General features: G+C 64.1%; 20 protein-coding genes. 6 read left to right on the top strand and 14 right to left on the bottom strand.

From position 1 onward, the window contains the following. Positions 1 to 164: 164 nt before the first annotated feature. Complete coding sequence (gcvA, locus tag NKI16_RS07945; RefSeq protein ID WP_292662413.1) at positions 165 to 1,076, bottom strand: transcriptional regulator GcvA; 912 nt, start codon at positions 1,074 to 1,076, stop codon at positions 165 to 167. A 110-nt stretch (positions 1,077 to 1,186) separates the two neighbouring features. On the opposite strand from gcvA, the gene NKI16_RS07940 reads away from it, so the two are divergent. Continuing rightward, positions 1,187 to 1,372 (top strand): hypothetical protein, encoded by a 186-nt coding sequence (locus NKI16_RS07940; RefSeq protein ID WP_254815832.1) that lies wholly within the window; start codon positions 1,187 to 1,189, stop codon positions 1,370 to 1,372. Positions 1,373 to 1,437: 65 nt separating this feature from the next. Here NKI16_RS07940 and NKI16_RS07935 read toward each other — a convergent pair whose 3' ends face one another. Next, on the bottom strand, positions 1,438 to 2,397 hold the full coding sequence (locus NKI16_RS07935) for a sugar-binding transcriptional regulator (RefSeq protein WP_352922515.1): 960 nt from the start codon (positions 2,395 to 2,397) through the stop codon (positions 1,438 to 1,440). 362 nt (positions 2,398 to 2,759) lie between these two features. Between NKI16_RS07935 and NKI16_RS07930 the strand changes: the two genes are divergently transcribed. After that, on the top strand, positions 2,760 to 3,392 hold the full coding sequence (locus tag NKI16_RS07930; RefSeq protein ID WP_023676998.1) for an HAD family hydrolase: 633 nt from the start codon (positions 2,760 to 2,762) through the stop codon (positions 3,390 to 3,392). Between the two features lie 22 nt (positions 3,393 to 3,414). Here NKI16_RS07930 and NKI16_RS07925 read toward each other — a convergent pair whose 3' ends face one another. From NKI16_RS07925 to ureC, 7 genes are all read right to left on the bottom strand, one after another. Beyond that, positions 3,415 to 4,182, bottom strand: coding sequence for a class II aldolase and adducin N-terminal domain-containing protein (locus NKI16_RS07925; protein ID WP_352588664.1), 768 nt, complete (start codon positions 4,180 to 4,182; stop codon positions 3,415 to 3,417). An 83-nt stretch (positions 4,183 to 4,265) separates the two neighbouring features. Next, a complete protein-coding gene (gene ureG, locus NKI16_RS07920) occupies positions 4,266 to 4,907 on the bottom strand; it encodes an urease accessory protein UreG (RefSeq protein ID WP_352588667.1) in 642 nt (213 codons plus the stop codon). Beyond that, complete coding sequence (locus NKI16_RS07915) at positions 4,904 to 5,344, bottom strand: DUF3995 domain-containing protein (protein WP_352588669.1); 441 nt, start codon at positions 5,342 to 5,344, stop codon at positions 4,904 to 4,906. Before NKI16_RS07915 ends, ureG begins: the two co-directional genes overlap by 4 nt. Continuing rightward, positions 5,341 to 6,042, bottom strand: a complete 702-nt coding sequence (locus NKI16_RS07910; protein ID WP_031211833.1) for an urease accessory protein UreF — start codon at positions 6,040 to 6,042, stop codon at positions 5,341 to 5,343. Before NKI16_RS07910 ends, NKI16_RS07915 begins: the two co-directional genes overlap by 4 nt. After that, positions 6,023 to 6,607 carry an urease accessory protein UreE gene (locus NKI16_RS07905; protein WP_023677003.1) on the bottom strand — a complete coding sequence of 195 codons (585 nt, stop codon included), beginning with the start codon at positions 6,605 to 6,607 and terminating at the stop codon, positions 6,023 to 6,025. The genes NKI16_RS07910 and NKI16_RS07905 overlap by 20 nt, the downstream gene beginning before the upstream one ends. Positions 6,608 to 6,664: 57 nt before the next feature. Next, the gene (locus tag NKI16_RS07900; RefSeq protein WP_023677004.1) at positions 6,665 to 7,258 is read right to left on the bottom strand and encodes a hypothetical protein; all 594 of its coding nucleotides are present in this window, start codon (positions 7,256 to 7,258) and stop codon (positions 6,665 to 6,667) included. Between the two features lie 47 nt (positions 7,259 to 7,305). Continuing rightward, positions 7,306 to 9,018, bottom strand: a complete 1,713-nt coding sequence (ureC, locus tag NKI16_RS07895) for an urease subunit alpha (protein WP_502896924.1) — start codon at positions 9,016 to 9,018, stop codon at positions 7,306 to 7,308. A gap of 179 nt (positions 9,019 to 9,197) precedes the next feature. Here ureC and NKI16_RS07890 point away from each other — a divergent pair, with 179 nt between their 5' ends. Next, complete coding sequence (locus tag NKI16_RS07890; RefSeq protein ID WP_023677006.1) at positions 9,198 to 9,581, top strand: hypothetical protein; 384 nt, start codon at positions 9,198 to 9,200, stop codon at positions 9,579 to 9,581. Positions 9,582 to 9,707: 126 nt separating this feature from the next. Beyond that, a complete protein-coding gene (locus NKI16_RS07885; protein WP_023677007.1) occupies positions 9,708 to 10,202 on the top strand; it encodes a hypothetical protein in 495 nt (164 codons plus the stop codon). A gap of 26 nt (positions 10,203 to 10,228) precedes the next feature. Here the strand turns inward: NKI16_RS07885 and NKI16_RS07880 are convergent, their stop codons facing one another. Genes NKI16_RS07880 through NKI16_RS07860 form a run of 5 tightly spaced genes read right to left on the bottom strand, consistent with a single transcriptional unit; the run spans position 10,229 to position 12,593 of the window. Further along, entirely contained in the window at positions 10,229 to 10,534 is a 306-nt protein-coding gene (locus NKI16_RS07880; protein ID WP_023677008.1) for an urease subunit beta, read from the bottom strand. A 7-nt stretch (positions 10,535 to 10,541) separates the two neighbouring features. Further along, a complete protein-coding gene (locus NKI16_RS07875) occupies positions 10,542 to 11,135 on the bottom strand; it encodes a HupE/UreJ family protein (protein ID WP_352697270.1) in 594 nt (197 codons plus the stop codon). Between the two features lie 28 nt (positions 11,136 to 11,163). Continuing rightward, positions 11,164 to 11,421, bottom strand: a complete 258-nt coding sequence (locus NKI16_RS07870; protein WP_352697272.1) for a DUF1272 domain-containing protein — start codon at positions 11,419 to 11,421, stop codon at positions 11,164 to 11,166. 19 nt (positions 11,422 to 11,440) lie between these two features. Next, positions 11,441 to 11,743, bottom strand: a complete 303-nt coding sequence (locus NKI16_RS07865) for an urease subunit gamma (protein ID WP_023677011.1) — start codon at positions 11,741 to 11,743, stop codon at positions 11,441 to 11,443. A 28-nt stretch (positions 11,744 to 11,771) separates the two neighbouring features. Next, positions 11,772 to 12,593, bottom strand: a complete 822-nt coding sequence (locus NKI16_RS07860) for an urease accessory protein UreD (protein WP_502896923.1) — start codon at positions 12,591 to 12,593, stop codon at positions 11,772 to 11,774. A gap of 223 nt (positions 12,594 to 12,816) precedes the next feature. On the opposite strand from NKI16_RS07860, the gene NKI16_RS07855 reads away from it, so the two are divergent. Next, entirely contained in the window at positions 12,817 to 13,071 is a 255-nt protein-coding gene (locus NKI16_RS07855; protein ID WP_023677013.1) for an acyl carrier protein, read from the top strand. 4 nt (positions 13,072 to 13,075) lie between these two features. After that, complete coding sequence (locus NKI16_RS07850) at positions 13,076 to 14,284, top strand: beta-ketoacyl-[acyl-carrier-protein] synthase family protein (RefSeq protein ID WP_352842737.1); 1,209 nt, start codon at positions 13,076 to 13,078, stop codon at positions 14,282 to 14,284. The last annotated feature ends 41 nt before the right edge of the window (positions 14,285 to 14,325 follow it).

The following is a 14,325-nucleotide window of genomic DNA, read 5'->3' as shown; positions in this document are numbered from 1 at the left end:
AATTACTCACTTGCGATGAATTATGTCAAGACGGATTCGTTGCTGCAGCGCAGCACGCCGGGTCTCGTGCAGCGGCAAGCCTGGGACGTTTGCGGCATGTCTGACGAAGGATTCGGCCGGGCTGATTGGGCCCGGCGCTTTGCTCGGGCTTGCTGGGATTCAGCCTACTGGCAAGCGATCTCGCTCAGGATCCAATCGCGGAAGGCGCGGATCTTCGGCACGTTGCGTCGTGCCGTCGGATAGACCAGCCAATAGGCGTGGCCGTCGTCACCGACCAGATCAAAGGGCTGGATCAGGCGGCCGTCGGCAAGTTCGGTCTTGAACAGCGCCTTGGTAACGATCGCCACGCCGTGGCCGGCAATCGCGGCATTGGCCTCGTAGGCCTGCGCGCCCATGCTGGTGCCGGGACGCTTGGCCAGCTCCTCGACCGGCAGGCCGGCGGCGGCAAACCAGTCCCGCCACCAGATGTCACCCGGGTCGAGGATCGGCAGCCGCAGCAGGTCGGCCGGCTCCTTGACGCCGCCGATGCTTGCCGCGAGCTTTGGACTAAGGACCGGCGTGAAATCGGCCCTGAAAAGCATATGGGTCTCGACGCCCGGCCAGTTGCCGCCGCCGGAGCGGATGGCGATGTCGATATCCTCTCTGGCAAAGTCGACAACCCTGTTCGAAGTATCGACGCGCACCGCCAGCGACGGATGCGCGACCTGGAACGAACCGAGATGCTGCGCCAGCCAATTGGAGGCAAATGTCAGCAGCGTCGAAACGCAAAGCACGCCGTCGGCGCCGGTGCGCGCGGCGGCATAGGCGCCGCTCAACAGCGCGAACGCCTCGCTGACCGCGGGCGCCAGGCGCTGGCCGGGTTCGGTCAGCACGATCTGTTTTGGCTGGCGCAAGAACAGGGGCGCGCCGATGCGCTCCTCCAGAAGCTTGATCTGATAGCTTGCCGCCGCCTGCGTCATGCCAAGCTCCTGGGCGGCCTTGGTGAACGAGAGATGCCGCGCCACCGCCTCGAACACCCGGATCGCCTGAAGCGGAGGAAGCTGCGAAACCAGCTGTCGTGAATTGAGCTCCGGCATAAGCCCTCCTTATGGGCAGTGATCGACGTTTGATTGGCGGCACCGGCCGGTCCTACCGATATTCCGTATTGAAGATCAATTACGCCTAGGGATAGCGAAGGCTGACGATCATGACCACAATACAGGAAAAGCTGCTTCTTGCTCCAGCCCATGGCTGGTTTTCACGGTTGGCGCGGGGGTTGGCAAGGCACGCGGCGCGGAAACGGGCCTATCTCGACGTCCGGGAGCTGCCGCCGCATCTGCAGCGCGACATGGGCTTTCTCGACGGCAACGATCCTTGCGGCCGGCACCAGTAGTGACGCTCGTTTTATCGGGGCTTCAGGTGCGTTTCGATTTCACATGATCGCCAGCGGCTCGGAGATCATGCGCCCGCCAGCAAGGCGGCGGCGGTCCGCTCATCGGTGATGAGGCCGTTGACCAGCCGCCGGTTGACGGCCGCGAAGATGCCCGGCAGCTTGCGGTCGCCCATGGCAAGCGCGATCACCAGCGACTTTTCGCGCGACGGCAGCGGTGCCGACGACACCCGATCATTGGTGATGCCCTCGATCATGCGGCCGTCACGATCGAATACCCAGCCGACGATCTCGGCGACGCCGCCGGCCTTCTGCAGCGCCTTTAATTCACCCTCCGAAATGAAGCCGTCCTCGTAAAGCGGCGCCTTCGGGCCGAGATCGCCGATGCCGACAAAGGTGACGTCGGCCTCGGCCGCAAGCGCCAGCGTCGGCTGGATCATCGGCTGGCTGAGCAGCATCTCGCGCTCCTCGGGCGAGGAAGCGATGACCGGCAAAGGCATCGGAAACGAACGCGCCTTGACCCTGTCGGCCATGGTGAAGATGACGTTGTAGAAGGCCGCCGAGCCGTCCGGCGAGATGTTGCCGGTCAGCGACACCACTTTGTGCTGCGGGCATTCCATCGGCGGCAGTTGCTCGATCGCGGCCTTCAGCGTGCGGCCGGTGCCGATCGCCAAGACCATAGGCACCCGCGCCCCCAGCCGCCGTTCGATCTCGGCCGCCGCCGCCTCGGCGACGCCGATGACGGTGGAGGAAGAAGAAGGGTCGCTCGGCACCACCTCGACCAGATCGAGCGCAAAGCGCGATTTCAGCCGTGCCGCAAGGTCGAGGCAATTGGCGATCGGATGGTCGACGCGCACCTTGATCAGCCCTTCGGAGACTGCGAGCGACACCAGCCGCTGCGCCGTCTGCCGCGAGATGCCAAGCGTGGCGGCGATCTGGTCCTGGGTGTTGCCTGCGACATAATAGAGCCAGCCGGCACGCGCCGCGTCGTCCAGCCTGTTGCCGCCGCTGTCCTGCCGCGAATTCAAGTTCCTGCCTCCCAACCCCGCCGAGCATAAGAGGCGGAGCGCAGTAGTTTCGCAGGGAATGAACTTGCGCGCAATTGCCTATTGTAAGAGCAATTGCTTAGTGATGAAACTTGGGTGTTTGGAGCGAAGTGACAGGTCGACCCAGTCTCGTTGCAACAGCAAGACTGTCGAGGTCGCACCAATCCCGGTTCTAAAGCGCGTTGCGTTCGATCGGCCTCATGCGACGCGTTTTAGGTTCCTTTTTATGCATGTCGTCATTGCAAAACCGCTGCACACTTTGCGCGACATGCATTAGCGGGGGACGCGGCGGTTTATCTCGCGCGCTAAACGCTTTAAGGAATTTTTTGAGAATGGAGCCTTGCATGACGCCGAAAGCGGTTTTCTGGGATATGGACGGCACGCTGGTCGACAGCGAGCCGCTGCACGAGGCGGCGCTGATTGCGGCGCTGCACAGCGTCGGCATCGCGCCGCCGGCCGACCTGCATGAGCGCGTGCTCGGCATCGCCGCATGGCCGGTCTACGAAATGCTGCGCGACGAGTTCGGCCTCGACCTGCCTTTCGACGACTGGATCGTGCGCAAATACGATCACTATCTGCCGATGGCCGAAACGCTGACGCCACGCACCGGCGCGATCGAGATTTTCAATGAGCTGCTCGCGCTTGGCGTGCCGCAAGCGGTGGTGTCCAACTCGGACAGGCTGATCGTCGATGCCAATCTGCGCGCCGTAGGCCTCGTATATCCCGGCATGAAGACGGTCAGCCGCAACGACGTGCGTGAAGGCAAGCCGCATGCCGAACCTTTCCTGCGCGCCGCCTGGTTGGCCGACGTCGATCCCGCCGAGGCCGTGGCGGTCGACGACAGCGTGACCGGCGCCACGGCGGGGCTGGCAGCTGGAATGAAGACGATTTTCTGGCCAGAGGTGCCCATGGAGGGGCCGCCGGGGGCGATTGTCATCAACAGCGCCGGCGAATTGCGGGCCGAACTCGGGCTTTAAGCCAGGCCCGGCGGGACCGCGCTCAACTCCGGTAGGCAGGCTCCTGCTCGTCGAGGATCGCCTTCAGTTCGGAAAGGTGGCGCTCGGCCTGGCCGGGATAGTCTTCCTGTTCCCTTGCCGCTTTCTCCGCGATCTCATCCGACAGTACCCGCAGCGGCCGGCCGGTCCACAGCGCCTTGATATAGGTTTCGGCGGCGCGCTCGAAATAGAACATGCGGTTGAAGGTGTCGGCGACGCTGTCGCCGATGACCAGCACGCCATGGTTGCCCATCATCATCACCTTGACCTTCGGGTCGACAAGAAGCTGGGAGCAGCGCTCGCCCTCTTCCTCGAAGGCCAGCCCGCCATAATGAGCGTCGACGACATGGCGGTTGAAGAAGATCGCCGAGTTCTGGTCGATCGGCGGCAACGTCGAGTCGGCGAGCGAGGCAAGCACGGTGGCGTGGATCGAGTGGACATGCATGACGCAGCGTGCATGACGCACGTTGCGATGGATGGCACCATGCAGGCCCCACGCCGTCGGGTCGGGCGCATTCGGGCCGACCAGCGTGTCGGGATCATTGGCGTCGATCAGAAGCAGATCGCTCGCCTTGATGCGCGAGAAATGCACCTGGTTGGGGTTCATCAGGAATTGCGAGCCATCGTCGTTGACCGCCAGCGAAAAATGATTGGCCACCGCCTCGTGCATGTTGAGCCGCGCCGTCCAGCGGAAGGCGCAAGCCAGATCGACGCGCTCCTCATAGAACGGCAGGTTGGTCAGCACTTCCTTCTGCAGGCGGGCGATGCTCATCGTAACCTCCGTGAAAGAGGCGAGGATGCCGCGCGACTGGAACGCGCGCAACCGGTTTCGTTTGGTGCAGGCGAACGCGATTGCTATGCCGCCGTGCTGGTGGCAGTGCCGGCTCTCAGCCCGCCATACTCGACGATGAAATCTATCACCTCCTGAAGCCCTTTGCCGCGCGACAGGTCGGTGAAGCCAAACGGCCGTTTGCCGCGCATGCGGGCAGCGTCGCTTTCCATCACGTCGAGATTGACGTTCACATAGGGCGCAAGGTCGCTCTTGTTGATGACCAGGAAATCCGACCGCGTGATTGCCGGGCCGCCCTTGCGCGGGATCTCCTCGCCCTGGCAAACCGAGATGACATAGAGCGTCAGGTCGGCAAGGTCCGGCGAGAAGGTGGCGGCTAGGTTGTCGCCGCCCGATTCGATGAAGACGATGTCGAGATCCGGGAATTTTCTGGTCATTTCGGCGATCGCCTGCAGATTGATCGAGGCGTCCTCGCGGATGGCGGTGTGCGGGCAGCCGCCGGTCTCGACGCCGATGATGCGATCCTCGGGCAGCGCCTGAAGCCGGGCCAGCATCATGGCATCTTCCTTGGTGTAGATGTCGTTGGTGACGACGGCGATGGAAAACTCGTCGCGCAGCGCCTTGCAAAGCTTTTCGGTGAGCGTCGTCTTGCCGGAGCCGACCGGGCCGCCGATGCCGATGCGAAGAGGACCGTTGGCTTGTGTCATCTAGGGAACTCCGTGATGGCAAGAATGGCGAAGCCGAGCCCGATCAACAGACAGAGCGGCGAATAGTAGCTGACATCAAGCCGCGCGAAAGGCTGTTCGGGCGCCAGCCGGCGCCACCAAGGCGTGAAGCCGGCAATGCCGCGCGCCAGGAAGACCAGTGCGATGAGCAGCGCTGTGGCGGCGAGCCCGGCCTTGGGAAAGGGCGTGGCAAACACGCCTTCGAGCGCCATCGGCCACAGCGTCGCCAGGCCGAGGCAGGCGGCGACGGCGAAGCTGGCGAAGGGCGCCGGCATTTCGTCGACGCCACGGAAGCCGACCACCGCGCGGGCGCAGGAGGCAGCGTCCCTGCCCGGCCGGATGCCGCCAATGCCCCAATAAACATGCAGCGTGGTGATCAGCAGCAGGACCAGCGAGAGCGCGAAAGCGAGGACGATCATGAGCGGAACAGCCGCGAATACTGGGCCTCGTGCTTCATCGCCGTGACGTCGGAGATGAAAGCGCAGCCGCCGAGATCATCGAGGGTCGAGCCGGCAGCGCGGTCGGCCGTCGCCAGGGCAAGCGGTTCGAAGGCGGCCAGTAGCGTCATCGCGGCACTCTGGCCAACGATGCCAAGCCGGATCGCAGCCTGGACGAGATTGGAGAAGAAGGCCTGCAGAAAGGCCGCCAGGGCGTCCCGCAGCGCAATGCCGTGATCGCCGGCAACGGCGCCGACGGCAACGCAATAGGCACATTCGGCCGGCAGGCGATCCAGCACCTGGCACGGCCAGGCGAAGGCCGCCTTCAGGAAAGCAGCGCCCTGCAGCATGGTCTCGGCATGGCGCTCGCGCGAGCCTGCCAGAGCTTCGGCAAGGGCGACGATTTCATCGAGATCGCCGGTTTCGCGCCCCCTGCGCCAGCTTTCGGCAAACAGCACCGCATCATTCCAGCCCGAACCCATCTCGACCAGCGTTTCCAGCCACGCGGCGAGCTCTTTGCTGTCGGCAACCAGCCCGGCATGCACGGCTTGCTCGAGACCATGGCTGTAGGAAAAGCCGCCGACCGGGAAGGAAGGCGACAGCCACGCCATCAGCCGCAACAAAGCAATATTGGAAGGCTGGGCAACGTTGGAAGGCTGGTCAGTCATGGTCATGGTCATGCGAATGGCTGTGGGAATGCGATTCGCTATGGGTATGGGAATGCGCTTCGGCGTGGCTGTGCGCATGCGCCTCGGCATGAGCGTGGCCGTGGCCGCCATGCCCGGAATAGGCGCCGCGCACCGGCTTGAACGGCTCGGAGACGTCGCTAACGGTGGCGCCCAATCCCTCCAGCATCGCCTTGATGACATGGTCGCGCAGAATGAGGATGCGCCCAGCTTCGATGGCGGCTGCGAGATGGCGGTTGCCGATGTGCCAGGCAAGCTCTGCCAGATGGACAGGGTCGCTGGCCCGGACGTCGTAGAGCGCCTCCTCGGCCGCGATGATCTCGATGTGGCGGCCATCCTCCAGCACCAGCCGGTCACTATGGTTCAAGGTCACCGGTTCGGGCAGGTCGACCAGCACCTTGTCGCTACGGGCCGTTTCGATGGCGCGACGGCGCAGATGCCGCTCGTCATGGGCAAGCACCGCACTGTCGTATGGCGTGGTGGTTCCGGCTTCGCCCGCGGCCAGGACGGAGACGGCGCGCGGGAATTTGGTGAAGTCGGTGCGAATATCGAGCTTCATGTAAAAACTGCCTCTCCCAAAAAGCCTAGCCTATCGCGTCCGCCGCCCCAATGGGGCTCAGACGATCGTGTCGAAGAGCCGCAGGATGAACGATATCTGATAGACGAGCGCGCCGGCGACAAAGGCGATGTGAAAGCGGCGGTCGCGCAGCAGGATCGCAATGACGCAAAGCGCGACGAAAACCGGCGTGCGGATCAGATATTCGACGCCAAAATGGGCGAAATGCTCCGGCCCTTTCAGCAGCGTATCGATCACGTCGAGCAGATAGGTCGCCGCCAGCAGGCCGAAGAACCAGGCACGGCGCGAATAAAAGAAATCCTCATAGCTGGTGTAGTCCAGCATCGAATCCGGAAACAGCAGTGCGCAGAGCAGGAACAGCGTGACGGCGTAGAAGATGATGAACAGGTATTTGCCGAAGGTCCAATTCTCGATCTGGAACAGGCCGAACTCCCACCACCAGAAATGCACCAGCATTAAAAGCACCGACGCAACCCAGGCGAGGTGCACGGGATAGAGCCGGTATTGGCCGGGATGCTGGACGATGCGGGCGACCCCCGACAGCAGGCGGGTGACGCCGAGGCCGATCACCATGCCCAGGACGATGCGGATATGCGGGAAAATGTCGTGGGCGTAGGGGAGTTGCGGGTCCATAAGCCTGGCGCGGCATGTTCTACATCGGTCGTTCTAACGCCTATGGTTCAGAACAGGAAGTAGCGTTGCGCCATCGGCAGCACGGAAGCCGGCTCGCAGGTCAGGAGTTCGCCGTCGGCGCGGACCTCATAGGTTTCGGGGTCGACCTCGACATGCGGCGTGGCGTCATTGAGCACCATCGAATGCTTGCCGATGCCGCCGCGGGTGTTTTCGACCGCGACCATCTGCTTGTCGACGCCGAGCCTGCCGCGCAGGCCTGCGTCGAGCGCGGCCTTCGAAACGAAGGTCACCGACGAATTGGTCATCGCCTTGCCGTAGGCCCCGAACATCGGCCGGTAATGCATCGGCTGCGGCGTCGGGATCGAGGCGTTGGGATCGCCCATCGGGGCGGCGGCGATCATGCCGCCGATCAGCACCATGTCCGGCTTGACGCCGAAAAAGGCCGGATTCCACAGCACGAGGTCGGCGCGTTTTCCCACCGCCACCGAGCCGATGTCCTTCGACAGGCCATGCGCGATGGCCGGATTGATGGTGTATTTGGCGATGTAGCGGCGGACGCGGAAATTGTCGTTGTCGCCGGTCTCCTGCGGCAGCGAACCGCGCTGGCGCTTCATCTTGTCGGCGGTCTGCCAGCAGCGGATCGCCACTTCGCCGACACGGCCCATGGCCTGGCTGTCCGACGAGATGATCGAGAAGGCGCCGATGTCGTGCAGAATGTCTTCGGCGGCGATGGTTTCCTTGCGGATGCGGCTTTCGGCAAAGGCGATATCTTCGGGGATCGACGGCGACAGATGGTGACAGACCATCAGCATGTCGAGGTGTTCGGCCAGCGTGTTGATCGTGTAGGGGCGTGTCGGGTTGGTCGAGGACGGAATGACGTTAGGCAGGCCGCAGACCTTGATGATATCAGGCGCGTGGCCGCCGCCGGCGCCTTCGGTGTGGAAGGCATGGATGGTGCGGCCCTTGATCGCCGCGACCGTGTTTTCGACGAAGCCGGACTCGTTCAGCGTGTCGGTGTGGATCATCACCTGCACGTCGTAATCGTCGGCGACCGACAGGCAGCAGTCGATTGCAGCCGGCGTCGTGCCCCAGTCCTCGTGCAGCTTCAGCGAGCAGGCGCCGGCGAGCACCATCTCCTCGAGCGCGGCAGGCAGCGACGCGTTGCCCTTGCCCGACAGGCCGATATTCATCGGGAAGGCGTCGAAAGACTGGATCATGCGCGCCAGATGCCACGGCCCAGGCGTGCAGGTGGTGGCCAGCGTGCCGTGCGCCGGGCCGGTGCCGCCGCCGAGCATGGTGGTGATGCCCGACATCAGCGCTTCCTCGATCTGCTGCGGGCAGATGAAATGGATATGCGCGTCGAAGCCGCCGGCGGTCAGGATCTTCCCCTCGCCGGCGATGATCTCGGTGCCGGGACCGATGATGATGGTGACGCCGCCTTGGGTATCCGGATTGCCGGCCTTGCCGATCGCGGCGATACGGCCGTCCCTGAGGCCGATATCTGCCTTGACGATACCGGCGGTGGCATCGACGACCAACGCATTGGTGATGACGGTGTCGACCGCGCCTTGCGCGCGCGACACCTGGCTCTGGCCCATGCCGTCGCGGATGACCTTGCCGCCGCCGAACTTCACCTCCTCGCCGTGAAGAGTGAGATCCCTTTCGACCTCGATGAACAGCTCGGTGTCGGCGAGCCGGACCTTGTCGCCGACGGTCGGGCCGTACATCTGCGCGTAGGCGGCGCGGGTGATTTTAGCCATCAGCAATTGCTCCCGAAATACAGCCCGGAAATACCGCTTGTCGAAGCCGGGCCCCACATTGCCGCCATCCTATGGTCACGCAATGACCCGCTGAGCGACACTTTCCGATCCCATTTAGCGTTTGAGGTGGCCGGGCCACCCCAAAACGACCATTTGCCAATCGATGGAAAGGAACATCCATGCGCAAAACGACCCTTCTGGCAGCCGCCGCCACGCTGGTGCTCGCAACCGCCGCCAGCGCCCAGCAACAGCCTGCGCAGCAGCCCAGTCCGGCGCCGGCTGCGCCTGCTCCTGCCGCGCCCGGGGCGCAGCCGCAGGCGCCCACCATCCAGGCGATCAACGTCGTCGATATCAAGGATCTGCCCGCGGACACTCAAGCCAAGGTCAACGAGGTGATCGCCAAGCGCAGCGATGCCGACCTGCAGAAACTGCGCGGCTCGATCGACGCGACACCGCAGGTCAAATCCGCGCTCGAAGCCAAGGGGCTCACCTCGGCGCAGGTGATCGCCGCCAGCATGAGCACCAATGGCGCGCTGACGCTGATCACCAAGAAAGCGAGCTGACGAGACGAGGCGGCGGGCCGGCGCCCGGCCAGCCCGCCGCATCGCAAAGGGAACCTTCACGGGGGACGTTACGTTTCGGTCCTGTCGCCCTGACACGAGCCTCGAAAAGGACCCTGAGAACGAGCGATGGCGATCACCACCTTCTCCGACACCAGATGGCTGCATGGGATTGCCGCGACCGCGTTTCTGGCAGCCAGCATTCCGCACGCCGCGCTGAACGCGCAGAGCCTCGACAGCGCCGAGACCGTCAACCGGATCGTCGGCTCGGAGGTCGGCCAGGAAGAGACCCAGACAAATGCGGAAGCCGGCAAGGTCAGTTCGGCGATCGACCGCACGCGTGAAAACATCGCCGCCGTGCGCAAGACATCCAAGCTCGACAAGGTCGATATCGTGTTTCTTACCGATGCCGCGCGCACCGAAGGCGGCCCGCCGCCGGCGATCGAAAACAAGGTCAGGCAGCATCGGGACGACATCGCCGAGCTGCGCAAGGAGATCGAGGCGAACGCATTGCTGTTCAACGCCATCGATTCGCGGCGAGTGCAAACCGAGGACGTTCTGGCGGTGGAATTCGACGATCCGGGAAAGGTCGTCATCTATGCGGCGGCCAAGCCGCCCGGCTGAGCCGAAACTGCTCAACGCCTTCGATCTCACAGCGCGCCCATGATCTTCTGCTGAAATCCGTAGACCTCGCGCTTGCCGCCGAACGGCACCAGGGTAACGTCGCGCTCTTGGCCGGGCTCGAAGCGCATGGCGGTGCCGGCGGCGATGTCGAGGCGCATGCCGCGGGCCTTGTCGCGATCGAATCTCAGTCCCTCATTGGTCTCGAAGAAATGATAATGGCTGCCTACCTGGATCGGCCGGTCGCCGCTGTTGGCTACCTTCAAGGTGACCGTCGCCAGACCCTTGTTCAGTTCGATCTCGCCGCTTGCCGTGATGATTTCGCCGGGGATCATCGCGGCCTCACACGACGCCGAAAGCGAGGCCGGCGCCAATCGCGGCACAAGCGGCGCCAGCGGCGCGGGCAAGCCCGCGGAAGCGCCAGCCGAGGCCGAGACCGGCCGCGATGCCGACGGCGTGGAGCAGTGCCGTGGCAACGGCAAAGCCCGCCATATAGCCGAGTCCGCCGACATTCTCAGGCACCTCGGTGCCATGGGCATAGCCGTGGAACAGCGCGAACAGACCGATGACGGCAACGCCGGCCGAGACGGGAAGATCGACGGCGAGCGCAACCAGCAGCCCGAGCACCACGACGGACGCCAATATAGCAGGCTCGACGAAGACCATCGGCACATGCAGCATGCCGAGCGCGCCGCCGGCCAGCATGACGCTTACGAAGGCCAGCGGCCATGCCCAGATCGCTTTGTCGCCCTTGAGCGCGGCCCATAGCCCGACGGCAATCATCGCCGTCATGTGATCGAGGCCGGAGAGCGGGTGGGAGAAGCCGGCGGTGAAGGACCAAACCGTGCCGACGCCGACATGGGCATAGGCTGGCATTGCTGCCGCCAGCAGCAGGACCGCCGACAGCGTTGAGCGTTTCATCGTAGCGGTGATCATCGGCGTAGCTTCCATCTTCGAGTACCTCTCACGCCGCCTTGCGGGCCGGAGCGCAGCCCTCTGCCTTGAGGACGCGCTTGGTGGAGGCCGGATATTTCGTCAGCAGCGCTGCCGGACGGATCGGGCGGGCCGAGAAGTTGCCGCCGCAATTCGGACAGGCGCCGCCGAGCACGTTTTGTGCGCAGTCGGCGCAAAAGGTGCATTCGAAGGTGCAGATCACCGCATCCGTCGCATCGGGCGGCAGATCCTTGTCGCAGCACTCGCAGTTGGGACGCAGCTCAAGCATTTTCCTCTCCTTGGCGGTGTTATCTGATCGGCTCGTGCACAGTCACCAGCTTGGTGCCGTCTGGAAACGTCGCCTCGACCTGCACATCGTGGATCATTTCTGCAATGCCTTCCATCACCTGGGCCCGGGTGACGACATGGGCGCCGGCCTCCATCAGCTCGGCGACCGCGCGGCCGTCGCGGGCACCCTCGACGACGAAATCGGTGATCAGCGCGATCGCTTCCGGATGATTGAGCTTGACGCCGCGTTCGAGCCGCTTGCGGGCCACGATCGCCGCCATGGCGATCAGCAGCTTGTCTTTCTCCCTCGGCGTCAGATTCATGCTTTTTCCTGCGGTGGCAAAATCGAAATCAGAGTGACCATAATTTGGGCAGGCCCGCCCGTCCGTTGAGCAATTCGACAAGCGGCACCAGCCGCTTGCGGAGCTGGTAGCCGTCCTCGGCGAACAGCCTCGCAAGAAGCTTGCCAGATTTCCGCACGCTCCAGAAACTGACGCCGCCCTGGCCGCCGACTATGCCCCGGGCCGGCTCGAGCAAAGCCTCTGCCCGTGGCGACACCATCAGCAGCGTCGCCACGGCGACGGCACCGCCGGCCGCTGCGGGACGGCTCAAGGTGGCCGCAACGTCCGGCCCGATGCGGAACTCCTCTGCATGGACCAGCGCCCCGTCCTGGCGGACGCGCCAGCGGTCGTGGAAATGGCCTTGCGAAGCCCGTTCACCCATGGCCAGGCGGCCGAAGACGGTAGCCTCCAGGATCAGCGCCTCGGCTCCGGTGGCAAGCTCCACGTCAAGGCTGCGGGCAAAGGCCGAGCGGTCGAAGACGATGGTTTCCTGTGGCAGCCAGGCAATGTGGCCGTCTTCTCCGACAGTCAGCTGCACCCGCACTTCGGCGCGGTCGGATGCGGCGCGATAGATTTTCTCGCAGGCCTGCGTTGTTATGGTTGCGGAGGCGCCGGCACCGACATCGACCTCCCAGGCGAGACGGTCGCCACCGGTCAGCCCACCGGCGGTGTTGATCAGGACGGCTTCGAGCGGATCGGCCGAGACCGCCGGCATGCGGATCTTGGCCGAACCGTCCTGGTACAGACGCCGAAGACGCGTGCGGCCTCCGTTCCAGTCGCAGCCAAGCCGCGCGACGCCGGCAACACGCTGGGCCGGCGGCACTGAAGTCAAGCTATATGCGATCGTATCCACGACACCAACGTTAAGCACTGCGGCGGCTTTGTCGATATATAGCTTGTTGCTTGACAGCGTTTCGGTTTCTATAGAGGGAGCCACCTTGGTACGGTCACCGGCGCCTGGCGGGGGTAAAAGGCGACGATGACGACGTAATCGAGGACAAAAGGGGCGCTGATCAGTTGGCGTCGGGAAACGACAGAGTTGGGGAAGAAACCGAATGGCTGACCAGCTGGCAAACGATATCATCGCCAAGATCAAGGCTCATGCCGAGCCGGGCGGCGAGGAAATCACCACCAGTACCGAACTGACCGCCCTTGGCATCCATTCGCTGGAACTGACGGAGATCATCTTCGATCTCGAGGAAGAGTATGGCATCGAAATCGAGATGAACACTGTCGATGCCTGGAGCAATCTGAAGAATGTCGGCGACATGGTCGAGGCGGTTCGCGCGCTGATCGCGAAAAAAGCCTGACTGAATGCACAAGCGCGTCGTCATCACGGGCATCGGCGGATTATGCGGGCTCGGCACCAATGCACCGGCAATCTGGAATGAAATGCGCGCCGGCCGTTCGGCAATCGGCGCGATCGACAATCCGCTGCTGCATGATCTGAAGGTCAAGGTCGGCTGCGAAATCAAGGCGCTTCCCGAGCACGGCATCGACCGCAAGCAGGTCGTGTCGATGGACCGCTTCAGCCTTCTGGCGACGATCGCCGCGCGGGAGGCGGCACAGCAGGCGAGATTGAACCCGCACGCGGCCAACACCTACCGGATGGGCACCATCGTCGGCGTCGGCGTCTGCGGCTGGGAGGCAATCGAAGAGAACTATCGCGCCATCCTGCTCGAAGGCAAGAACCGCGCCGGCATCTTCACCGTCCCGAAAGTAATGCCGGGCGCTGCAGCCGGCCATGTCAGCATGAATCTTGGTCTGCGCGGGCCGGTGTTCGGCATCACCTCTGCCTGCTCGTCATCCAACCACGCCATTGCCTCGGCGGTCGATCAGATCAGGCTCGGCCGGGCCGACGTCATGGTCGCCGGCGGCACCGATGCGCCGCTGGTCTGGGGCATCCTCAAGGGCTGGGAGGCCCTGCGGGTACTGTCGCCGGACACCTGCCGGCCGTTTTCGGCCGACCGCCAGGGGCTCGTGCTCGGCGAAGGCGCCGGCATGGTGGTGCTGGAAACATATGAGCATGCCATGGCGCGCGGCGCCGCCATCCTTGCCGAAATCGCCGGCGTCGGCCTTTCCGCCGACGCCTCCGATATCGTCGCGCCAACCATCGAAGGGCCTGAGGCGGCGATGCGCTTCTGCCTCGTCGATGCCGGGCTCAATCCCGAGGACGTCGACTATCTCAACGCGCATGGCACCGGCACCAAGGCCAACGATCAGATCGAGACGGCGGCGATCAAACGCGTGTTCGGCGACCATGCCTACAAGCTTTCGGTGTCCTCGACCAAATCGATGCACGCCCACTGCCTCGGCGCCTCCGGCGCGCTGGAAATGATCGCCTGCGTGATGGCGATCCGCGAAGGCATCGTGCCGCCGACCGCCAATTATCGGGAAGCCGACGCCGACTGCGATCTCGACATCACGCCGAACGTGGCGCGCGAACGCACCGTGCGCACCGCGATCAGCAACAGCTTCGCCTTCGGCGGCACCAATGCGGTGCTGGCGGTCAAGGCCGTGTGACCGCACCCCTTGCGGGTCCTTCACCGGGGCCGGCGAAACTT

The sequence above is a fragment of the Mesorhizobium sp. M0698 genome (genome assembly GCF_040320455.1).
GTDB lineage: Bacteria > Pseudomonadota > Alphaproteobacteria > Rhizobiales > Rhizobiaceae > Mesorhizobium.
The sequence above is the reverse complement of the archived record's forward strand: the minus strand, read 5'-3'. Positions and strand labels throughout refer to the sequence as shown.

Coding starts and splice junctions, on each gene's coding strand:
- NKI16_RS07875 (WP_352697270.1), bottom strand. CDS start 11,135: ATGATCACCGCTACGATGAAACGCTCAACGCTGTCGGCGGTCCTGCTG.
- NKI16_RS07940 (WP_254815832.1), top strand. CDS start 1,187: ATGACCACAATACAGGAAAAGCTGCTTCTTGCTCCAGCCCATGGCTGG.
- ureC (WP_502896924.1), bottom strand. CDS start 9,018: ATGGCTAAAATCACCCGCGCCGCCTACGCGCAGATGTACGGCCCGACC.
- NKI16_RS07915 (WP_352588669.1), bottom strand. CDS start 5,344: ATGATCGTCCTCGCTTTCGCGCTCTCGCTGGTCCTGCTGCTGATCACC.
- gcvA (WP_292662413.1), bottom strand. CDS start 1,076: ATGCCGGAGCTCAATTCACGACAGCTGGTTTCGCAGCTTCCTCCGCTT.
- NKI16_RS07930 (WP_023676998.1), top strand. CDS start 2,760: ATGACGCCGAAAGCGGTTTTCTGGGATATGGACGGCACGCTGGTCGAC.
- ureG (WP_352588667.1), bottom strand. CDS start 4,907: ATGACACAAGCCAACGGTCCTCTTCGCATCGGCATCGGCGGCCCGGTC.
- NKI16_RS07910 (WP_031211833.1), bottom strand. CDS start 6,042: ATGACCATGACCATGACTGACCAGCCTTCCAACGTTGCCCAGCCTTCC.
- NKI16_RS07880 (WP_023677008.1), bottom strand. CDS start 10,534: ATGATCCCCGGCGAAATCATCACGGCAAGCGGCGAGATCGAACTGAAC.
- NKI16_RS07900 (WP_023677004.1), bottom strand. CDS start 7,258: ATGGACCCGCAACTCCCCTACGCCCACGACATTTTCCCGCATATCCGC.
- NKI16_RS07870 (WP_352697272.1), bottom strand. CDS start 11,421: ATGCTTGAGCTGCGTCCCAACTGCGAGTGCTGCGACAAGGATCTGCCG.
- NKI16_RS07885 (WP_023677007.1), top strand. CDS start 9,708: ATGGCGATCACCACCTTCTCCGACACCAGATGGCTGCATGGGATTGCC.
- NKI16_RS07925 (WP_352588664.1), bottom strand. CDS start 4,182: ATGAGCATCGCCCGCCTGCAGAAGGAAGTGCTGACCAACCTGCCGTTC.
- NKI16_RS07905 (WP_023677003.1), bottom strand. CDS start 6,607: ATGAAGCTCGATATTCGCACCGACTTCACCAAATTCCCGCGCGCCGTC.
- NKI16_RS07865 (WP_023677011.1), bottom strand. CDS start 11,743: ATGAATCTGACGCCGAGGGAGAAAGACAAGCTGCTGATCGCCATGGCG.
- NKI16_RS07850 (WP_352842737.1), top strand. CDS start 13,076: ATGCACAAGCGCGTCGTCATCACGGGCATCGGCGGATTATGCGGGCTC.
- NKI16_RS07855 (WP_023677013.1), top strand. CDS start 12,817: ATGGCTGACCAGCTGGCAAACGATATCATCGCCAAGATCAAGGCTCAT.
- NKI16_RS07890 (WP_023677006.1), top strand. CDS start 9,198: ATGCGCAAAACGACCCTTCTGGCAGCCGCCGCCACGCTGGTGCTCGCA.